This window comes from Pseudomonas sp. R11F, assembly GCF_050312575.1.
Classification (GTDB): domain Bacteria; phylum Pseudomonadota; class Gammaproteobacteria; order Pseudomonadales; family Pseudomonadaceae; genus Aquipseudomonas; species Aquipseudomonas palleroniana.
On sequence record NZ_JBNPJU010000064.1, the window covers coordinates 62,660 to 80,314 of the forward strand.

The following is a 17,655-nucleotide window of genomic DNA, read 5'->3' on the forward strand; positions in this document are numbered from 1 at the left end:
TACAGCTCCATTTACATGCGGAACACGCCGAAGCGGCTCGGCTCGATGGGGGCGTTCAGCGCGGCGGACAAGGCCAGGGCCAGCACGTCGCGGGTCTGCAACGGGTCGATGACACCGTCGTCCCACAGGCGTGCGCTGGAGTAGTAGGGGTGGCCCTGAGTCTCGTACTGGTCGAGGATCGGCTGCTTGATCGCCGCCTCTTCCTCGGCACTGAACCCTGTGCCCGCACGTTCGGCTTGTTCGCGCTTGACCTGCACCAGTACGCCGGCCGCCTGTTCGGCACCCATCACGCCAATGCGTGCGTTCGGCCACATCCACAGGAAGCGTGGGTCGTAGGCTCGGCCGCACATACCGTAGTTACCCGCACCAAAACTGCCGCCGATGATGACCGTGAACTTCGGCACCTTGGCACAGGCCACTGCCGTGACCAGCTTGGCGCCGTGTTTGGCGATACCGCCGGCCTCATACTTCTGGCCGACCATGAACCCGGTGATGTTCTGCAGGAATACCAGTGGAATCCCGCGCTGGCAGGCCAGTTCGATAAAGTGCGCGCCTTTTTGCGCGGCTTCGGCGAACAAGATGCCGTTATTGGCCAGGATCGCAACCGGGTAGCCCTGCAGGTGCGCAAAACCGCACACCAGTGTGGTGCCGAACAGTGCCTTGAATTCATCGAACACCGAGCCGTCGACCAGCCGTGCGATCACCTCGCGGACATCGAACGGTTGCTTGGCATCGGCCGGGATCACGCCATAGAGTTCTTCGCCGCTGTACAGCGGCGCCTCGGGCGGCCGTTGCCGCAACTCACCCTGCTTGCGCCAGTTGAGGTTGGCCACACTGCGGCGGGCCAGGGCCAGGGCGTGTTCATCGCTGTCGGCATAGTGGTCGGCCACGCCGGAGATTTTGCAGTGCACGTCCGCGCCGCCAAGGTCTTCGGCGCTGACCACTTCGCCGGTAGCGGCTTTCACCAGCGGCGGGCCGGCGAGGAAGATGGTGGCTTGCTGACGCACCATGATTGCTTCGTCCGCCATGGCGGGCACATAGGCACCGCCTGCGGTGCATGAGCCCATGACCACGGCGATCTGCGGGATGCCCTGGGCGCTCATGTTCGCCTGGTTGAAGAAGATCCGCCCAAAGTGCTCGCGGTCAGGGAACACTTCATCCTGACGCGGCAAGTTGGCGCCACCGGAGTCCACCAGGTAGATGCACGGCAGGCGGTTCTGCTCGGCGATGGTCTGGGCGCGCAGGTGTTTTTTGACGGTGAGCGGGTAGTAGGAGCCGCCTTTCACCGTGGCGTCGTTGGCGACGATCATGCATTCGACGCCTTCCACGCGGCCGATCCCGGCAATCACCCCGGCGGCCGGCACGTCTTCAGCGTAGACCTGGTGAGCGGCCAACTGGCTGAGTTCCAGAAACGGCGAGCCGGGATCCAGCAGGCGGTTGATGCGCTCACGCGGCAGCAGTTTGCCGCGTGAGGTGTGCCGCTCCTGGGCCTTGGCGCCGCCGCCTTGCTGTACTTGAGCAAGCAAGGCGTGGAGGGCGTCGACTTGTTCGCGCATCGCCCTGCTGTTGGCGGCGAACTCCGCCGAGCGCGGGTTGAGCTGGGTGTGCAAGGTGGCCATGGCGTGCTCCCTCAGCGGGTTTCGTTGAAGAGTTCGCGACCGATCAGCATCCGGCGAATTTCGCTGGTGCCGGCGCCGATTTCATACAGCTTGGCGTCACGCAACAGGCGTCCGGCAGGGAACTCATTGATGTAGCCATTGCCGCCGAGAATCTGGATGGCATCGAGGGCCATCTGCGTGGCGCGTTCGGAACTGAACAGGATCACCCCGGCAGCGTCCTTGCGCGTGGTTTCGCCGCGCTCGCAGGCCTGGGCGACCGCGTACAGGTAAGCGCGGCAGGCGTTGAGTTGGGTGTACATGTCGGCGACCTTGCCCTGGATCAGCTGGAACTCACCGATGCTCTGGCCGAACTGCTTGCGGTCGTGGATATACGGCACGATCAGGTCCATGCAGGCTTGCATGATGCCAATCGGGCCGCCCGCCAGGACCACGCGTTCGTAGTCCAGGCCGCTCATCAGCACTTTGACACCGCCATTGAGCGTACCGAGGATATTTTCTTCGGGCACCTCGACGTCATCGAAGAACAGCTCGCAGGTGTTGGAGCCGCGCATGCCCAGCTTGTCGAACTTGTTGCTGCGGCTGAAGCCTTTCCAGTCGCGCTCGACAATAAATGCGGTGATGCCATGGGCGCCTTTTTCCAGGTCGGTCTTGGCGTAGATCACATAGGTGTGGGCGTCCGGGCCGTTGGTGATCCAGGTCTTGCTGCCGTTAAGCACGTAGTGATCGCCGCGTTTGTCGGCGCGCAGCTTCATCGAGACCACATCGGAGCCGGCATTCGGCTCACTCATGGCCAGTGCGCCGATATGTTCGCCGCTGATCAGCTGGGGCAGGTACTTGAGTTTCTGCGCGTGGCTGCCGTTGCGGTTGATCTGGTTGACGCAGAGATTGGAGTGGGCGCCGTAGGACAAGCCGACCGAAGCCGAAGCGCGGCTGATCTCTTCAATTGCCACCACGTGGGCCAGGTAACCCAGGCCGGCGCCGCCATATTCTTCCGCGACGGTGATGCCCAGCAGGCCCATGTCCCCGAACTTGCGCCACATATCGGCGGGGAACAGGTTGTCGCTGTCGATCTGTGCCGCGCGCGGTGCCAGCTCCTTGGCCACGAAGGACTGCACTTGATCGCGCAGCATGTCGATGGTTTCGCCGAGGGCGAAGTTAAGGGACGGGTAACTCATGGACAGGCACCTTAAATGTGAGCTTTGTTGTTGTGTGGGTTGAGCGGCAGGGGAGGTCGCTAACCTTTACGTTAACGTAAGCTTGCCTTGCGACGCTGTCAATCGTAGTTTACGTTTACGTCAACCTACAAAAAAGACAACAGGGGTCGTTATGGATCAACCGCATCAGAGCTACAGCCGTGGCTCCCAGGACAAGACCTTGCTGGCCATGACCATTGGCCAGGCATTCGATCGCACCGTCGCGCAGTACCCGGATGGCGAGGCGCTGGTGGTGCGTCACCAGCAATGTCGCTACACCTGGCGGCAACTCTGCGAGGCGGTGGACCTGCACGCCCGTGCGTTCCTGGCCCTGGGCATGCAAACCGGCGATCGCCTGGGTATTTGGGCGCCCAACTGTGCCCAGTGGTGTATCAGCCAGATCGCCAGCGCCAAGATCGGCGTGATCCTCGTCAACATCAACCCGGCGTATCGCAGCAGCGAGCTGGAGTACGTGCTCAAGCAGTCCGGCTGCCAGTGGCTGGTGTGCGCCGGGTCGTTCAAGACTTCCGATTACCACGCCATGCTGCTGGAGTTGAAGCCCGACCTGCGCGGCATCATCAGTCTCGACCCGGCCCCGCCTGCGGGTTTCCTGCCCTGGTCGCAGCTGGCGGCGCTCGGTGCAGGTGTGCCGCCCGAGCAATTGCATACCCGTCAAGCCAGCCTGCACTTCGACCAAGCCGTCAACCTCCAGTACACCTCCGGCACTACCGGCTTCCCCAAGGGCGCCACCCTCAGTCACCACAACATCCTCAATAACGGTTACATGGTCGGCGAAAGCCTGGGCCTGACGGCGCAGGATCGCCTGGTGATCCCGGTGCCGCTGTATCACTGCTTTGGCATGGTCATGGGCAACCTGGGCTGTATCACCCACGGCACCACCATGATTTATCCGAATGACGGCTTTGATCCGCTGCTGACCCTCACCGCCGTCGCCGAAGAGCGCGCGACCGGCCTGTACGGTGTGCCGACCATGTTTATCGCGATGCTGGATCACCCACGCCGACGCGAGTTCGACCTGTCGACCTTGCGCACCGGCATCATGGCCGGCGCCACGTGCCCTATTGAGGTGATGCGCCGAGTGATCAGCGAGCTGCACATGAGCGAGGTGCAGATTGCCTATGGCATGACCGAAACCAGCCCGGTGTCGCTGCAGACGGGGCCGGATGACGACCTCGAGCGCCGTGTCACCACCGTTGGCCGCACCCAGCCGCAGTTGGAAAACAAGATCATCGACACTGCCGGTAACATTGTGGCGCGGGGCGAGATCGGCGAGTTGTGCACCCGTGGCTACAGCGTGATGCTCGGCTACTGGAACCACCCGCAAGCCACCCGCGAGGCCATCGACGATGCCGGCTGGATGCACACCGGCGACCTTGCGACCATGGATGAGCAAGGCTACGTAAGCATTGCCGGACGCAACAAGGACATGATCATCCGAGGTGGCGAGAACGTGTACCCGCGTGAGCTGGAGGAGTTTTTCTTCACCCATCCGGCGGTGGCGGATGTGCAGGTCATCGGCATCCCGGACGCACGCTACGGTGAAGAGATCGTCGCCTGGATCAAGTTCCATCCCGGCCACGCCGCCAATGAGCTGGAACTGCAAACCTGGTGCAAGGGCCGTATCGCCCACTTCAAGACGCCCCGGTATTTCAAGTTCGTGGATGAGTTTCCGATGACGGTGACGGGCAAGGTGCAGAAATTCCGCATGCGCGAGATTTCCATCGAAGAGCTGGGAGAAGGGCGGGGGTAAACCCCGGAAAGCACAAAGGGGACCCGAAGGTCCCCTTTAATTTGTCGTTGCGTGCTCTTTTTTTATTATTGAGGGGCGGCCTATTGTTGTTTTTGGCAGCCGTTACCCTTTACCGCTGTTTTTTGGCGACCCCCATGCGGGGTCAAGAGCAAACGTATTTTTTTGAGCGCTGATCTGCTTCTTCGCGTGCGATCCAACCAGTGGGTAGCTACCTGATGGTAGTTTTATTGTTCTCTATCCGGTTGCGGGTTTCGGCATGCCGTACCCTGCGAAGCACATCTTCTCCAAAAAAATCTGTTAGCTGCGTCTCTGCCGTGTTGTTTTTGTTATGTCAGAGTCGTTTCGTCTTATTTTTATTAGGTTTGGCGCTTTTTATTCTTGTTATGCCATAGAGATAGCAGAAGCCGTGCCAACTTTTTAAAACCCTTTAAAATCAATGGTTTGATTTTTTAGTAGGCAGCGGCCTACGGCAAATAAGACAAAATATGTTCCCGTGTTACTCGTTAAGTAGCGAGGCGGTAACACATTGTCACGACCACGCTACTCAAACGGCGTTACGCGCCTTGGCCACCCGCGAGCCCGTGGGGCGGCCCAGCACCGCGCTGATCTGTTGGCCCGCACGTATCAAGGCGTCCAGGTCGATACCGGTCTCGATACCCAAGCCGTTGAGCAGGTACAGCACATCTTCGCTGGCGACGTTACCGCTGGCGCCCTTGGCATAAGGACAGCCGCCGAGGCCCGCGATAGAGCTGTCGAACACACTGATCCCTTCCAGCAGGCTGGCGTAGATATTGGCGATCGCCTGGCCATAGGTGTCGTGAAAGTGCCCCGCCAGCTTGTCCCGCGGCACTTGGGCGCCCACCACCTCGAACAAGCGCCGCGTGGCGCCTGCGGTGCCGGTGCCGATGGTGTCGCCCAGGGACACTTCATAACAGCCCATGGCGTACAACTCCCGCGCGACAGCCGCCACTTGTTCTGGTGCAACTTCACCCTCATAGGGGCAGCCCAGCACACAGGACACATAGCCGCGTACGCTGATGCCATGCTGCTGAGCGGCGGCCATGATCGGCGCGAAGCGCTCCAGGCTTTCGCTGATGGAGCAGTTGATATTGCGTTGTGAAAACGCCTGCGATGCCGCTGCAAAGACCGCGACTTCCTTCACCCCCGCAGCCAGCGCATCTTCAAAACCGCGCAGGTTCGGCGCCAGGGCACCGTAGGTCACCCCAGGTTTGCGCTGGATCTGTGCAAACACCTCGGCCGACCCGGCCATCTGCGGCACCCATTTGGGTGAAACAAAACTGCCGACTTCGATATAGCTCAAGCCCGCCGCGCTGAGTGCGTCCACCAATTGGACCTTGTCGGCCACGCTGATGGGCTGGGCTTCGTTCTGCAGACCGTCGCGTGGGCCGACTTCGACCAGGCGGACATACGAGGGGAGGGACATGGCAGTTACCTTCTGATCAATGGCCGGCTTGGCTCATGGTGTGCGCCAGGGCCTGGGTGCAGCGCTCTTCGGCGGTGTCCAGTTCCAGCTTCATTTGTTCGATATCCAGCAACTGTTGCTCAAGCTGCGCACGCCGTTCGGAGATCTTGGCCAGCATGCTGTTGAGTTGCACGTGGTTGCCGCTGGTGGGGTCGTAGAGTTCGATCAACTCGCGGCACTCGGCCAGGGAGAAACCGATGCGCTTGCCGCGCAGGATCAGCTTGAGGCTGACCTTGTCCCGCGCCGAGTAGATGCGCTCCTGGCCCCGGCGTTCCGGGGCCAGCAGGCCTTGTTCTTCGTAGAAGCGAATGGCGCGGGTGGTGATGTCGAGTTCGCGGGCGAGGTCGGAGATGCTGTAGGTCGTACTCATGGTGGCGCTCAAGGGATGGCTTGGGCGCTAGGCTAGTGTCAGCTTTACGTAAACGTCAAGGTCAAGGTCAAGCCGGTTTGCTGTCGAACTTCTTTTCCTGCGCCATGACTTGTTGGCACAACTCGATCATTTGCTCACGCATCCAGCGGTTGGCCGGGTCCTGGTCGGTGCTCTCATGCCAGTACAAGTGGGTTTCCACGGGCGGCACGTCGTTGACCGGCAGGTTGAACCAGTGCAGTTCGTGGCGGCGGGCGAAGCGTTCGGGCACGGTCATCACCATGTCGGTCTGCTGCAACACCTGCGAGGCCATCAGGTAATGCTGCGAGCGCAGGGCGATCTTGCGCTGGATGCCCATCTTGCCCAGCGCCAGGTCGACATGGCCCAGGCCGTTGCGGCGGCTGGAGATGTGAATATGGGTCAGTGCCAGGTAGTCATCCAGGGTGAACTTGTCTTTGCCCGCCAGTGGATGGCCTTTGCGCATCGCACACACGTAGCGGTCTTCCATCAACTTGACGTGGCGCACCTGTGGGTCGGTGTTCAGCGGCGCATCCACGGCAAAGTCCAGGCGCCCGGCCGCCAGCTCTTTGGTGGTCTCGCGGCGTTTGGACAGGAAACTCTCGATCGCTACCGTGGGCGCCAGGCGGCGCAGACGCTGGAACAGCAGGGGCAGGATCACCGCTTCGGTGAGGTCGGTCATGCTGATGCGGTAGGTCTTGGCCGCCTGCTGGGGGTTGAAAATCCGGCTTTCCTGTACCGACACCCGCAGCAACGACAAGGCATTGCGCACCGGGCCGATGATGTTCTGCGCCATGGGCGTGGGCACCATGCCCTGGGCGGTACGCACGAACAGCGGGTCGTTGAAGGTTTCGCGCAGACGCGCCAGTGCGTTGGATACCGCCGGCTGGGTGATGCCGACAATCTGCCCGGCGCGGGTCAGGTTGGCTTCGGTATAGATCGCATCAAAAACGATAAACAGGTTGAGGTCGACCTTGCTCAGATTCATTGCGTTGCGCTCTTATTGTTAGATGGCGATTTGTCAGGTGCTCATGCGTTGATCATATATCGGTGATGAATGTTAATACACGCCGAGAATAGGCTAGGTAAATTATCAGCGCTGTTCTAGCATCAATTCCATGCCCTAAACAACCTCTCAAAGAAGGGAGCTGCCCATGGATTTTGCCTATTCGCCCAAGGTTCAGGAACTGCGTGAGCGCGTCACCGCCTTTATGGATGCGTATGTCTACCCGGCCGAGCCGGTGTTTGAACGCCAGGTCAGCGAAGGCGATCGCTGGCAGCCCACTGCCATCATGGAGGAGTTGAAGGCCAAGGCTAAAGCCGAGGGCTTGTGGAACCTGTTCCTGCCGGAATCCGAACTGGGCGCCGGCCTGACCAACCTTGAATATGCGCCGCTGGCCGAAATCATGGGACGCTCCTTGCTCGGCCCGGAGCCCTTCAATTGTTCGGCTCCCGACACCGGCAACATGGAAGTGCTGGTGCGTTATGCCAATGAAGAACAGAAGCAGCGCTGGCTCGAACCGTTGCTGCGCGGCGAAATCCGCTCTGCCTTTGCCATGACCGAACCGGACGTGGCGTCCTCAGACGCCACCAACATGGCTGCCCGCGCCGAGCGCCAGGGCGACGAATGGGTGATCAACGGTAAAAAATGGTGGACCTCCGGCGCATGTGACCCGCGCTGCAAGATCCTGATCTTCATGGGCCTGAGCAACCCGGACGCGCCGCGTCACCAGCAGCACTCGATGATCCTGGTGCCGGTGGATACGCCCGGGGTGAAAATCCTGCGCCCGCTGCCGGTATTCGGCTACGACGATGCCCCCCACGGTCACGCCGAAGTGCTGTTCGAGAATGTGCGGGTGCCCTACGAAAACGTGCTGCTCGGCGAAGGCCGGGGCTTCGAGATTGCCCAGGGGCGCCTTGGCCCGGGCCGTATCCACCATTGCATGCGCTCGATCGGCATGGCTGAGCGCGCACTGGAACTGATGTGCAAGCGCTCCGTCAGCCGTACCGCATTCGGCAAGCCATTGGCTCGTCTGGGCGGCAATATCGACAAGATCGCCGACTCGCGCATGGAAATCGACATGGCGCGCCTCCTGACCTTGAAAGCGGCGTACATGATGGACACTGTCGGCAATAAAGTGGCGAAAAGCGAAATTGCCCAGATCAAGGTGGTGGCGCCGAACGTGGCGTTGAAGGTCATCGATCGGGCGATCCAGATTCATGGCGGCGCGGGTGTGTCAAACGACTTCCCGTTGGCCTACATGTACGCCATGCAACGCACCCTGCGCCTGGCCGACGGCCCGGACGAAGTGCACCGCGCGGCGATCGGCAAGTTCGAGATCGGCAAGTATGTGCCGCGGGAACTGATGCGTAGCGGGCAGTAGGACCGCGTCGCCTGCCATCGGGAGCAAGCCCCCTCCCACACTAGACTGTATTCACAAATAGAAATTTGCGAATACAGTCTAGTGTGGGAGGGGGCTTGCTCCCGATGGGGCCAGTATCAACAACACAACCCCCACAGATCTCAGTACACCCAAACCTCCACCCGCCGATTCTTGATCCGCCCCTCATCCGCCGTATTCGCCGCCACCGGCATCTGCGCACCAAACCCACGGATATCACGCAGCACCACGCCGCTCTTGACCAGTTCCCGGCGTACCGCCATCGCCCGCAGCTTGGACAGCAACGCCGCCCGCTGCGGATCATTCTTCACATCGCCAAACCCCACCAACGTGACCTGCTTGTCGAGCTTGCCGTGGCCTTTCAGGTACGCCACCACCCGCTGCAAATCCTGCCGCGCCTTGTTGTCCAGGCTGGCGCTGCCTTCCTCGAAGCGGAAGTTCACGCTCAAGCGCTGGGCGTCGCGGGCGATGGCTTGATAGTCCTCGGGCATCGATGGGCGTGGCTCCACACTGATCGCCTGCACGTGCTGGGCAATAAAGCCACTGGCCGCCACGATCGCCTGGCCTTTGCCGCTCTGGGTAAAGTCCACCAGGGCTTTGGCCCAAGGGTTGTGGTTGGACGGCGGCAGGTAAAAGAACAACCGGCGTGACAACGGGTAGTCCTCGGTCGCAATCAGGCTGGCCAGCGGCAGCATGGGTTGGGAGTCGCCGTCGACAATCGCCACGGCCTTGGCCTGGCGCACATAGGGCAGGCCGATAAAGCCAATGCCTTGGGGATCGTGGCTCACCGCATCGGACAAGGCCTCGCTGGACTCGAAACGCTTGGCACTGGTGGCCAGGGGCTTGCCACGCCGGCTCAATACCAGCTCCTTGAACGTGTCATAGGTGCCGGACTGATCATCCCGCGCATACAAATGAATGCCGCCCCCGATCCCGCCCAGTGCCTCCCAGGTACTGACCTCACCGTTGAAAATCTGCGCCAACTGCTCGGTGTTCAAGGTGGTGAGCGGGTTGCGCGGGTTGAGGATGATCGCCAGGCCATCGATGGCAATCACTTGTTCGGCTTCAGGGCTTTTCAGGTCACCCAGGGGCTCGAGGTCTACCAGCTCGCTGTCCTTGATGGGGCGCGAAGACGCCGCCAGGTCGGCGTTGGCCATGTTCAGTGCGGTAAACCCGGTGCTGGAGCCGTGGGCCGCGACCTCGATGGTTACCGTTTTGCCCTGGCGCGTCTTGCCCACCCAGCGCTGTTCATTGCTGCCTGGGGTGGGTTCGCCGTGTATTCCCTGCAACCCCTGATGCTCCATCAACCCTTTGACCAGCGCTGGCCCCAGTGCCGCGCCAATCGTGTTGGAGCCCTGGATGCGTAACGCAGGGCCTTGGTCGGGAACGGGGAGGGCAGCGGCCACAGCAACGAGCGGGAACAGGGTCAGCAGGAACAGAACGCGCAGCCTCATGCCGGCACCTTCTTAAGCCAAAGGGAGTGCCGGGAGAATAAGTCAGGCAGATGACATCAATATGACTGCCACACCGGGGGACAAAATGTGGGAGGGGGCTTGCTCCCGAAGGCGGTGGATCAGTTGATACATCTGCCGACTGACCCTTCGCTATCGGGAGCAAGCCCCCTCCCACACTTAAACAACCAGGTTCAGCCGGGAATCAGCTCAACTCAAGCCAGATCGGTGCATGGTCCGACGGCTTTTCCAAACCGCGCAACTCGTAATCCACACCGGCATCCTTGACCCGTGCCAGCAAGCCGTTGGACGCCAGGATCACATCAATGCGCAAGCCACGCTTGGGCTCGTCTTCAAAGCCGCGGCTGCGGTAATCGAACCAGCTGAAGCGGTCGGCTACCGTCGGGTTCAAGTGCCGGAAGCTGTCCACCAGGCCCCAATTTTTCAGGCGCGCCATCCATTCGCGCTCTTCCGGCAGGAAACTGCACTTGCCGGTTTTCAGCCAGCGCTTGGCGTTGTCGGCGCCGATGCCGATATCGCAGTCTTCCGGGGAAATGTTCACGTCGCCCATCACCACCAGAGCCTGCTCATTGTTGAACTGGCTTTCCAGCAGGTGCTGCAGGTCTGCATAGAAGCGCTGCTTGGCCGGGAACTTGGTCGGGTGGTCTCGGCTTTCGCCCTGGGGGAAGTAGCCGTTCATCACGGTGATCGGGTGGCCGTTTTCATCCGCGAAGGTGCCCCAGATAAAACGGCGCTGGGCGTCCTCTTCATCCGTGGCAAAGCCTTTGTGCACGCTCAGGGCTTCTTTGCGCGAAAGCAGCGCCACGCCGTAATGGCCTTTTTGCCCGTGGTAATACACGTGATAGCCCAAAGCCTGTACTTCGGCCAAGGGGAATTGGTCATCGTGGACTTTGGTTTCCTGCAGGCCGATCACGTCGGGTTGGTGTTTCTCGATCAACGCTGCCAGCTGATGAGGGCGAGCGCGCAGCCCGTTGATATTGAAAGAGACGATTTTCATGGTCGGCAGTCCAGTCTGGCAAAACGGCGATGCTAGCCGACAAGTCCGACGGGGGCCAGCGTGGCGGTAGGGTGGATGCACTGCTAATGTCTGGGAACGACTCGCGCCGTACAAGTTCGTACCCATAAGAACGCCACCTTTCAATGGCGCCCAGGGAGATTGAACGTATGCCCGACACCACTGCCCAGATTCACCTGCTCGACAGCGGATATTCCCGCGAAGCGCGCTCATTGCTGTACCAGGCCTATCGTCATGAGCCGACCTTCGCCTATATCTTCGAAGCCGAGCGTCCGGGCTACGAGCAGCGCGTGCGGGCCACGGTGCGCGAGTTGGTCAAGCAGCATTTCTTCCAGAAGTTGCCGGCCATCGGCCTATTGGTAAATGATCGCTTGATCGGCATTGCCTTGATCGCGCCACCGCAACGGCGCCTGGGGATCACCGAGAGCTGGGCCTGGCAATTGCGCATGTGGCTGAGCACCGGCGTGCGCGGTACGCGGCGTTACCTGGAATACCATCACGCGGTGCTGGCGTGCCTGCCGGGGGACGCGGTGCATGTGCTGCCGCTGTTGGGCATTCACCCGCAATTCCAGGGCAAGCACTACGGCGAGCAACTGCTGGAAGCGGTGCACAACTGGTGTGCCGAAGACCCACACTCGTCGGGCGTGGTGGTCGACACCGGCAACTCCCGCTACCTGGAGTTCTACAAACGCCAAGGCTATGAGGAAATCGGTGAGGTCGCCGTAGGGCCGATCCTGGAGCACGTGTTTTTTCACCCCAATCCCCAGGCGTTACATGCTGCAACGGGTTAAGACAGAATTATTCAGACAATTCCGAGTTCAAACAGTCTCCCTAGCTCGTGTAGCATCCGCGCCTATGAAGTTTCCAGGAAGATTTACCAGCGGCTTGGTTCTGCTGTTCACAAGCTGCGGCGCTTTGGCGCAAAGCGAATTGGACGTGCGTGTCAAACCCTCCAACGACGCGTTGAAAGCCAACATCGAAGGCTATATCGGCGGGGTCGGCGATCGTGATGAAGAAGCGTTGCTGCGGTTCAGCCGTGGCGCCGAGGAGCAGGCGCGCAAAGCGGCGCAGGCTCTGGGTTTCTATCAGCCGCAGATCGCCAGTGATGTACAGGGCGGCAAAAACCCGCGCCTGATCCTCACCATCGACCCCGGCGAACCGGTGCATTTGCGCAACGTGACCATTCGGGTCGACGGCCAGGCGGCGAGCCTCAAGGCGTTTCGCGTGCCGGCCGGTGACGACCTCAAGCCCGGCGCCGTGCTCAACCACGGCCATTATGAAGACGCCAAGCGTCTGATCCAGAACCAGGCGTCACGCTACGGCTTTTTCAGCGGGCGTTTTATCAGCCAGAAGCTGTCGGTGGACCCCAAGGCGGGCGTGGCCGATATCGAACTCATTTATGACAGTGGCAAGCGCTACACCATGGGCAAGGTCAACTTCACCGGCGACACGCCGTTCGATGCCGACCTGCTGCAACGCATGGTGCCGTTCAAAAGCGGCACCCCCTACGATTCCGAATTGATCGCCGAACTCAATCAGAACCTGCAAGCGAGCGGGTTCTTCGAAGGCGTGCGCGTGGACGCCGCACCCGCTGCCGCCACCGACGATGTGATCCCGGTGGCGGTGCAGTTGGAAACCCGCAAGCCGCGCACCATGGGCCTGGGCCTGGGCTACTCGACCGACGTCGGCCCGCGCGGCAAGGCCAACTGGACCCGCCACTGGGTCAACCCCCAAGGCCATAGCTACGGCTGGGAAGCCGAGTTATCGGCGCCGCGCCAGAACGTCGGGCTGTGGTACGACGTGCCGCTGGACCCGCCGCTGACCGACAAGCTGCGCTTTGCCGGCGGCTACCAGAACGAAGAACTCGCCGGCACCGACACCTTGAGTAAATTGCTCACGGTCGGTCCCGAATGGCACAGCAAGTTGCCCAGTGGCTGGACCCGGATCATCTCGCTCAAGTACCAGCGTGAAGAATATCGCCTGGGCAATGATTCCGGCTTGAGTAACCTGGTGATGCCGGGGATCAGTTATTCCTACCTGCGCAGCGACAACCGTATCGACCCGCACAACGGCTACCGCTTGATGTTCGACACCAAGGTCGCCAAGGAAGGGCTCGGTTCCGACACCAACCTGCTTTACGGCACGGCGACCATCAAGGGCCTGACCACGCTGTGGGACAACCATCGCTTCCTGGGCCGTGCACAGTTCGGCGGCAGTGCCACCAATGGCTACAAATCCGTGCCGCCCTCGCTGCGCTTCTTTGCCGGGGGTGACCAGAGCGTACGCGGCTACGAGTACCAGACCCTGTCGCCGGAGAACGACCGTGGTGACCGTATCGGCGGCCGCTACATGGTGGCCCTGAGCGCCGAGTATCAATACTCCATCGCCGAGAAATGGCGGATCGCGACCTTTATCGACCAGGGCAACTCGTTCAACACCCTGGACATGCCCAGCCTGAAAACCGGTGTCGGTGTGGGTATCCGCTGGGTCTCGCCGGTGGGGCCGATCCGCCTCGACCTGGCCCATGCCCTCGAAGATCCGGGCGGCATTCGATTGCACTTTTCCATGGGGCCTGAGCTGTGATGCGTGGTTTGAAAATAGCGGGGCTGGCCGTGGTGGCGCTCCTCGCTTTAGTGTTTGTGGGGTTATGGGCGCTGCTTGGCAGCCAGGCGGGCAGCCGTTGGGCATTGGGCCAGGTGCCGGGTTTGAGCGTCGAGAACTTCCAGGGGCATTTAGGTGGCCAATGGAGCGCCGATCACCTCCTTTGGCAGCAGGGCACCAGCCGCGTCGAGCTTGATGCGCCGAAATTCGATTGGTCACCGGCCTGCCTGTTGCGCATGACGGTGTGCATCAATCAGTTGGACGTGGAGCAGGTCAACCTGCACTTTGCGCCCAGCACGGAAGAGAGCAGCGGGCCGATCCAATTGCCTGAGTTGAAATTGCCGGTTGCCATCCAGTTGGGCGAAGTTCGCGTCGGTAGCCTGGTGTTCAATGGCAGCGAAGAGCTCAAGGGCCTGCAATTGGCCGCGCACTGGACGGCGGCGGGTCTGCAGATCGACTCGGTGCACCTGCAACGCGATGGGCTGGTGCTGGACCTCAATGGCCTGTTGCAACCTGTGGGCGATTGGCCGCTGACCGCCACCGGCAACTTGAGCTTGCCCTATGCCCCGGGCGGCGCGCCGTGGAAGGTGGCCCTCAAGGTCGATGGCGACTTGCTCAAGACCCTCAAGCTCGACGCCGACAGCAGCGGCTACCTGCCGGCCAAGCTCAGCGGCGAACTGCAGCCCCTGGTGGAGAACCTTCCCGCGCAACTGCATCTCACCGCCGATGGCTTCAAAGCCAGCGCCGACCTGCCCGACACCCTGCAACTCAATCAACTGGACCTCACCGCCCAAGGTGATTTGCACAACGGTTACCAACTGCTGGGCAAAGCGCTGTTGCCGGCGGAAAAAGGGCCGGTGGACTTGCTGCTGCAAGGCAAGGTCGACGCCAAGGGCGCGCAGATCGCCGGGCTCGACTTGACTGCCGGCGACCAGCAAAGCCTCAAGCTCAACGCCAACCTGGACTGGCAACAAGGCTTCAGCGCCGACGCCAGGATCGACTGGCGGGATTTCCCCTGGCATCGCCTCTACCCACTGATCGACGAACCGCAGGTGGTATTGCGTACCTTTAATGGTGAAGTCTCCTACAAAGACGGCAACTACCTCGGCAACCTCAAGGCCGACCTCGACGGCCCGGCCGGCAAATTCAATGTGGTAACGCCGTTCAGTGGCGACCTCAAGCAGGTCTTCCTGCCGGAGTTGAAACTGAGCGCCGGCCAAGGCAAGGCCGAGGGCCACCTGAACCTGCAATTTGCCGACGGCATCGCCTGGGACACCGCGTTGGACCTGTCGGCGCTGAACCCGGCGTATTGGGTCGCCGAATTGCCGGGCACCCTGGCCGGCCCACTGCGCAGCAAGGGTGAGTTCAAGAATGAACAGCTCAAGCTCAACGCCGACCTCGACCTCAAGGGCCGTCTGCGTGGGCAAACCGCCGTACTGGCCGCCAAGGCCGAAGGGGCGGGCGAGCAATGGACCCTGGCCAACCTGGATATCCGCCTGGGCGACAATCGCATCAACGGCAGTGGCAGCTTGCAGCAGCGTCTGGCAGGGCAGATCGATATCAAGCTGGCGCGTCTGGCCCAGTTGTGGCCACAGCTGCGCGGGCAGATCAATGGCCGGGTGGATGTCGCCGGCAGCCTGAAGGCGCCGCAAGGCAAGCTTGATCTCAAAGGCCAGCAATTGGCATTCGCCGATAATCGCCTGCAGAGCCTGAGCCTCGACGCCACGCTCGACAGCGCCCAGCGCGCCAGGCTCGACCTCAAGGGTAGCGGCATTCAGGCCGGCGAAACCCAGGTCGGCACCCTGACTGCCAGCGCCCAGGGCGACATCAAGAGCCAGAAAGTCCAGTTGGACCTGGCCGGCCCGCTGGTCAAGCTGGCTCTGGCCCTGGACGGCAATCTCGACAAGGGCAACTGGCGCGGGCGCCTGGCCAGTGGCGAGGTACAAGCCGGTGGCCAGGACTGGAACCTGCAGGCCCCGGCGAAGATCGAGCGGCTGGCGGACGGCAAGCTGACCTTCGCTGCACATTGTTGGGTGTCCGGTGCGGCCAGCCTGTGTGGTGAGGATCAGCGTCTGATGCCCGAACCCAAATTGCGCTACCACCTCAAGCAATTCCCCATCGACAGCCTGGCGGCCTTCTTGCCCAAAGACTTTGCCTGGCAGGGCAAGCTCAACGCCGACCTGCAGCTCGACCTGCCCGCCAGCGGCCCCAAGGGCGTGGTCGCAGTGGACGCCAGTGGCGGCACCTTGCGCGTCAAGGACAAGGCCCAGTGGCTGGACTTTCCCTACGAGACCCTGAAGCTGGAAAGTACCCTCAAACCTGACCGCATCGACACCCAACTCAACTTCCGCGGCGGCAGGCTCGGAGAGCTGCTGGTGCAGGCGCAGATCAATCCGTTGCCGAAGAACAAGCCGATGACCGGCAATTTCAGCCTGACCGGCCTGGACCTCGCCGTGGCGCGGCCCTTTGTGCCGATGGTGGAAAAACTCAACGGCAAGCTCAATGGCAGCGGCCGCATCTCCGGTGGCCTGCTCGCGCCGCAGGTCAACGGCAGCGTGAACCTGGTGGGCGGCGAGATTTCCGGGCCGCAATTGCCGGTGAGCCTGGAGGGCCTGAATGTACAGGCGCTGATCGCCGGTGAGAATGTGCAGCTCAATGGTGGCTGGCGCAGTGGCAAGGCCGGGCAGGGCAGCCTCAAGGGCCAGATCGGTTGGGGCCAGGCCCTGGCGGTCGACCTCAGCCTGCAAGGTTCGCAACTGCCGGTGACGGTGGAGCCTTACGCCGTGCTGGAAGTGGCGCCCGACCTGAAGATCAGCCTCAAGGGCGACAAGCTGGCCATTGCCGGCAAGGTGCACATCCCGCGCGGCGATATCACCGTGCGTGAACTGCCGCCGTCGACCGTCAAGGTCTCGGATGACACGATCATCGTCGGCAGCCAGACCGAGGAGGGCAAGCCGCCGATGGCGATGGCCATGGATATCGACGTGGTGGTGGGCGAAGACCAGCTCAACTTCGCAGGCTTCGGCCTGACCGCCAAGGTGCAGGGCCAGGTGCATATCGGCGACAACATGGACACCCGCGGCGAGCTGTGGCTCAACGACGGTCGCTACCGCGCCTACGGGCAAAAACTCGATGTGCGGCGTGCCCGGCTGTTGTTTGCCGGGCCGCTCGACCAGCCGTATCTGGACATCGAAGCCGTGCGCAAGACCGGCGATGTCACTGCCGGTATCCGTCTGAGCGGCAGCGCCGAACAGCCGACCACGCAGATCTTCTCGGAGCCGGCCATGAGCCAGGAGCAGGCGCTGTCCTACCTGGTGCTGGGGCGTCCGCTGAGCACCACCGGCGAAGACAACAACATGCTCGCCCAAGCCGCATTGGGCCTGGGGTTGATGGGCAGTGCCGGGGTGACTTCGGACATCGCCAAGAACCTGGGTATCCAGGACTTCGAACTCGACACCCAGGGCAGCGGTAACACCACGGCGGTAGTGGCCAGCGGCAAGATCACCGAGAACCTCAGCCTGCGTTATGGGGTTGGGGTGTTCGAGCCGGCCAATACCATTGCGCTGCGCTATCTGCTCAGCAAGAAGGTGTATCTGGAAGTGGCCAGTGGCGTAGCCAGTTCGCTGGATATTTTCTACAAGCGGGATTTCTAGGTCTCACTCGCACAAAAAATAGTGCGGGGAGGCTTGATTGTGGGAGGGGGCTTGCTCCCGA

At 61.7% G+C, this 17,655-nt stretch carries 12 protein-coding genes; 5 read left to right on the forward strand and 7 right to left on the reverse strand.

Going from position 1 to position 17,655, the window contains the following annotated elements; all coding sequences use genetic code 11:
* Positions 1-11 precede the first annotated feature (11 nt).
* Both ACQRBV_RS18375 and ACQRBV_RS18380 read right to left on the reverse strand, forming a co-directional pair.
* Complete coding sequence (locus tag ACQRBV_RS18375) at positions 12-1,619, reverse strand: carboxyl transferase domain-containing protein (RefSeq protein ID WP_411985651.1); 1,608 nt, start codon at positions 1,617-1,619, stop codon at positions 12-14.
* 11 nt (positions 1,620-1,630) lie between these two features.
* On the reverse strand, positions 1,631-2,794 hold the full coding sequence (locus tag ACQRBV_RS18380) for an isovaleryl-CoA dehydrogenase (protein ID WP_104994175.1): 1,164 nt from the start codon (positions 2,792-2,794) through the stop codon (positions 1,631-1,633).
* 151 nt (positions 2,795-2,945) lie between these two features.
* Between ACQRBV_RS18380 and ACQRBV_RS18385 the strand changes: the two genes are divergently transcribed.
* Positions 2,946-4,583 (forward strand): AMP-binding protein, encoded by a 1,638-nt coding sequence (locus ACQRBV_RS18385; RefSeq protein ID WP_411985652.1) that lies wholly within the window; start codon positions 2,946-2,948, stop codon positions 4,581-4,583.
* Between the two features lie 544 nt (positions 4,584-5,127).
* On the opposite strand, the gene ACQRBV_RS18390 is transcribed toward ACQRBV_RS18385, so the two are convergent.
* The 3 genes from ACQRBV_RS18390 to ACQRBV_RS18400 all read right to left on the reverse strand — a co-directional run bounded on the left by ACQRBV_RS18390 (position 5,128) and on the right by ACQRBV_RS18400 (position 7,439).
* Positions 5,128-6,027 carry a hydroxymethylglutaryl-CoA lyase gene (locus ACQRBV_RS18390; RefSeq protein ID WP_205343622.1) on the reverse strand — a complete coding sequence of 300 codons (900 nt, stop codon included), beginning with the start codon at positions 6,025-6,027 and terminating at the stop codon, positions 5,128-5,130.
* A gap of 16 nt (positions 6,028-6,043) precedes the next feature.
* On the reverse strand, positions 6,044-6,436 hold the full coding sequence (locus ACQRBV_RS18395; protein ID WP_411985653.1) for a MerR family transcriptional regulator: 393 nt from the start codon (positions 6,434-6,436) through the stop codon (positions 6,044-6,046).
* 67 nt (positions 6,437-6,503) lie between these two features.
* Entirely contained in the window at positions 6,504-7,439 is a 936-nt protein-coding gene (locus ACQRBV_RS18400; RefSeq protein ID WP_090370153.1) for a LysR family transcriptional regulator, read from the reverse strand.
* 166 nt (positions 7,440-7,605) lie between these two features.
* Between ACQRBV_RS18400 and ACQRBV_RS18405 the strand changes: the two genes are divergently transcribed.
* Positions 7,606-8,835 (forward strand): acyl-CoA dehydrogenase, encoded by a 1,230-nt coding sequence (locus tag ACQRBV_RS18405; protein ID WP_090370155.1) that lies wholly within the window; start codon positions 7,606-7,608, stop codon positions 8,833-8,835.
* A 140-nt stretch (positions 8,836-8,975) separates the two neighbouring features.
* On the opposite strand, the gene ACQRBV_RS18410 is transcribed toward ACQRBV_RS18405, so the two are convergent.
* Positions 8,976-10,307 carry a phosphate ABC transporter substrate-binding/OmpA family protein gene (locus ACQRBV_RS18410; protein ID WP_411985654.1) on the reverse strand — a complete coding sequence of 444 codons (1,332 nt, stop codon included), beginning with the start codon at positions 10,305-10,307 and terminating at the stop codon, positions 8,976-8,978.
* 202 nt (positions 10,308-10,509) lie between these two features.
* Positions 10,510-11,322, reverse strand: a complete 813-nt coding sequence (gene xthA / locus ACQRBV_RS18415; RefSeq protein WP_060756719.1) for an exodeoxyribonuclease III — start codon at positions 11,320-11,322, stop codon at positions 10,510-10,512.
* A gap of 167 nt (positions 11,323-11,489) precedes the next feature.
* Here xthA and ACQRBV_RS18420 point away from each other — a divergent pair, with 167 nt between their 5' ends.
* From ACQRBV_RS18420 to ACQRBV_RS18430, 3 genes are all read left to right on the forward strand, one after another.
* Positions 11,490-12,131, forward strand: coding sequence for a GNAT family N-acetyltransferase (locus ACQRBV_RS18420; protein WP_411985655.1), 642 nt, complete (start codon positions 11,490-11,492; stop codon positions 12,129-12,131).
* Positions 12,132-12,195: 64 nt separating this feature from the next.
* Positions 12,196-13,923, forward strand: a complete 1,728-nt coding sequence (locus tag ACQRBV_RS18425) for an autotransporter assembly complex protein TamA (RefSeq protein WP_411985656.1) — start codon at positions 12,196-12,198, stop codon at positions 13,921-13,923.
* Positions 13,923-17,594: a translocation/assembly module TamB domain-containing protein gene (locus tag ACQRBV_RS18430; RefSeq protein ID WP_411985657.1), complete on the forward strand. Its 3,672-nt coding sequence runs from the start codon at positions 13,923-13,925 to the stop codon at positions 17,592-17,594. The genes ACQRBV_RS18425 and ACQRBV_RS18430 overlap by 1 nt, the downstream gene beginning before the upstream one ends.
* Positions 17,595-17,655 lie beyond the last annotated feature (61 nt).

Coding starts and splice junctions, on each gene's coding strand:
- ACQRBV_RS18410 (WP_411985654.1), bottom strand. CDS start 10,307: ATGAGGCTGCGCGTTCTGTTCCTGCTGACCCTGTTCCCGCTCGTTGCT.
- ACQRBV_RS18390 (WP_205343622.1), bottom strand. CDS start 6,027: ATGTCCCTCCCCTCGTATGTCCGCCTGGTCGAAGTCGGCCCACGCGAC.
- ACQRBV_RS18405 (WP_090370155.1), top strand. CDS start 7,606: ATGGATTTTGCCTATTCGCCCAAGGTTCAGGAACTGCGTGAGCGCGTC.
- ACQRBV_RS18420 (WP_411985655.1), top strand. CDS start 11,490: ATGCCCGACACCACTGCCCAGATTCACCTGCTCGACAGCGGATATTCC.
- ACQRBV_RS18380 (WP_104994175.1), bottom strand. CDS start 2,794: ATGAGTTACCCGTCCCTTAACTTCGCCCTCGGCGAAACCATCGACATG.
- ACQRBV_RS18400 (WP_090370153.1), bottom strand. CDS start 7,439: ATGAATCTGAGCAAGGTCGACCTCAACCTGTTTATCGTTTTTGATGCG.
- xthA (WP_060756719.1), bottom strand. CDS start 11,322: ATGAAAATCGTCTCTTTCAATATCAACGGGCTGCGCGCTCGCCCTCAT.
- ACQRBV_RS18385 (WP_411985652.1), top strand. CDS start 2,946: ATGGATCAACCGCATCAGAGCTACAGCCGTGGCTCCCAGGACAAGACC.
- ACQRBV_RS18375 (WP_411985651.1), bottom strand. CDS start 1,619: ATGGCCACCTTGCACACCCAGCTCAACCCGCGCTCGGCGGAGTTCGCC.
- ACQRBV_RS18430 (WP_411985657.1), top strand. CDS start 13,923: ATGCGTGGTTTGAAAATAGCGGGGCTGGCCGTGGTGGCGCTCCTCGCT.
- ACQRBV_RS18425 (WP_411985656.1), top strand. CDS start 12,196: ATGAAGTTTCCAGGAAGATTTACCAGCGGCTTGGTTCTGCTGTTCACA.
- ACQRBV_RS18395 (WP_411985653.1), bottom strand. CDS start 6,436: ATGAGTACGACCTACAGCATCTCCGACCTCGCCCGCGAACTCGACATC.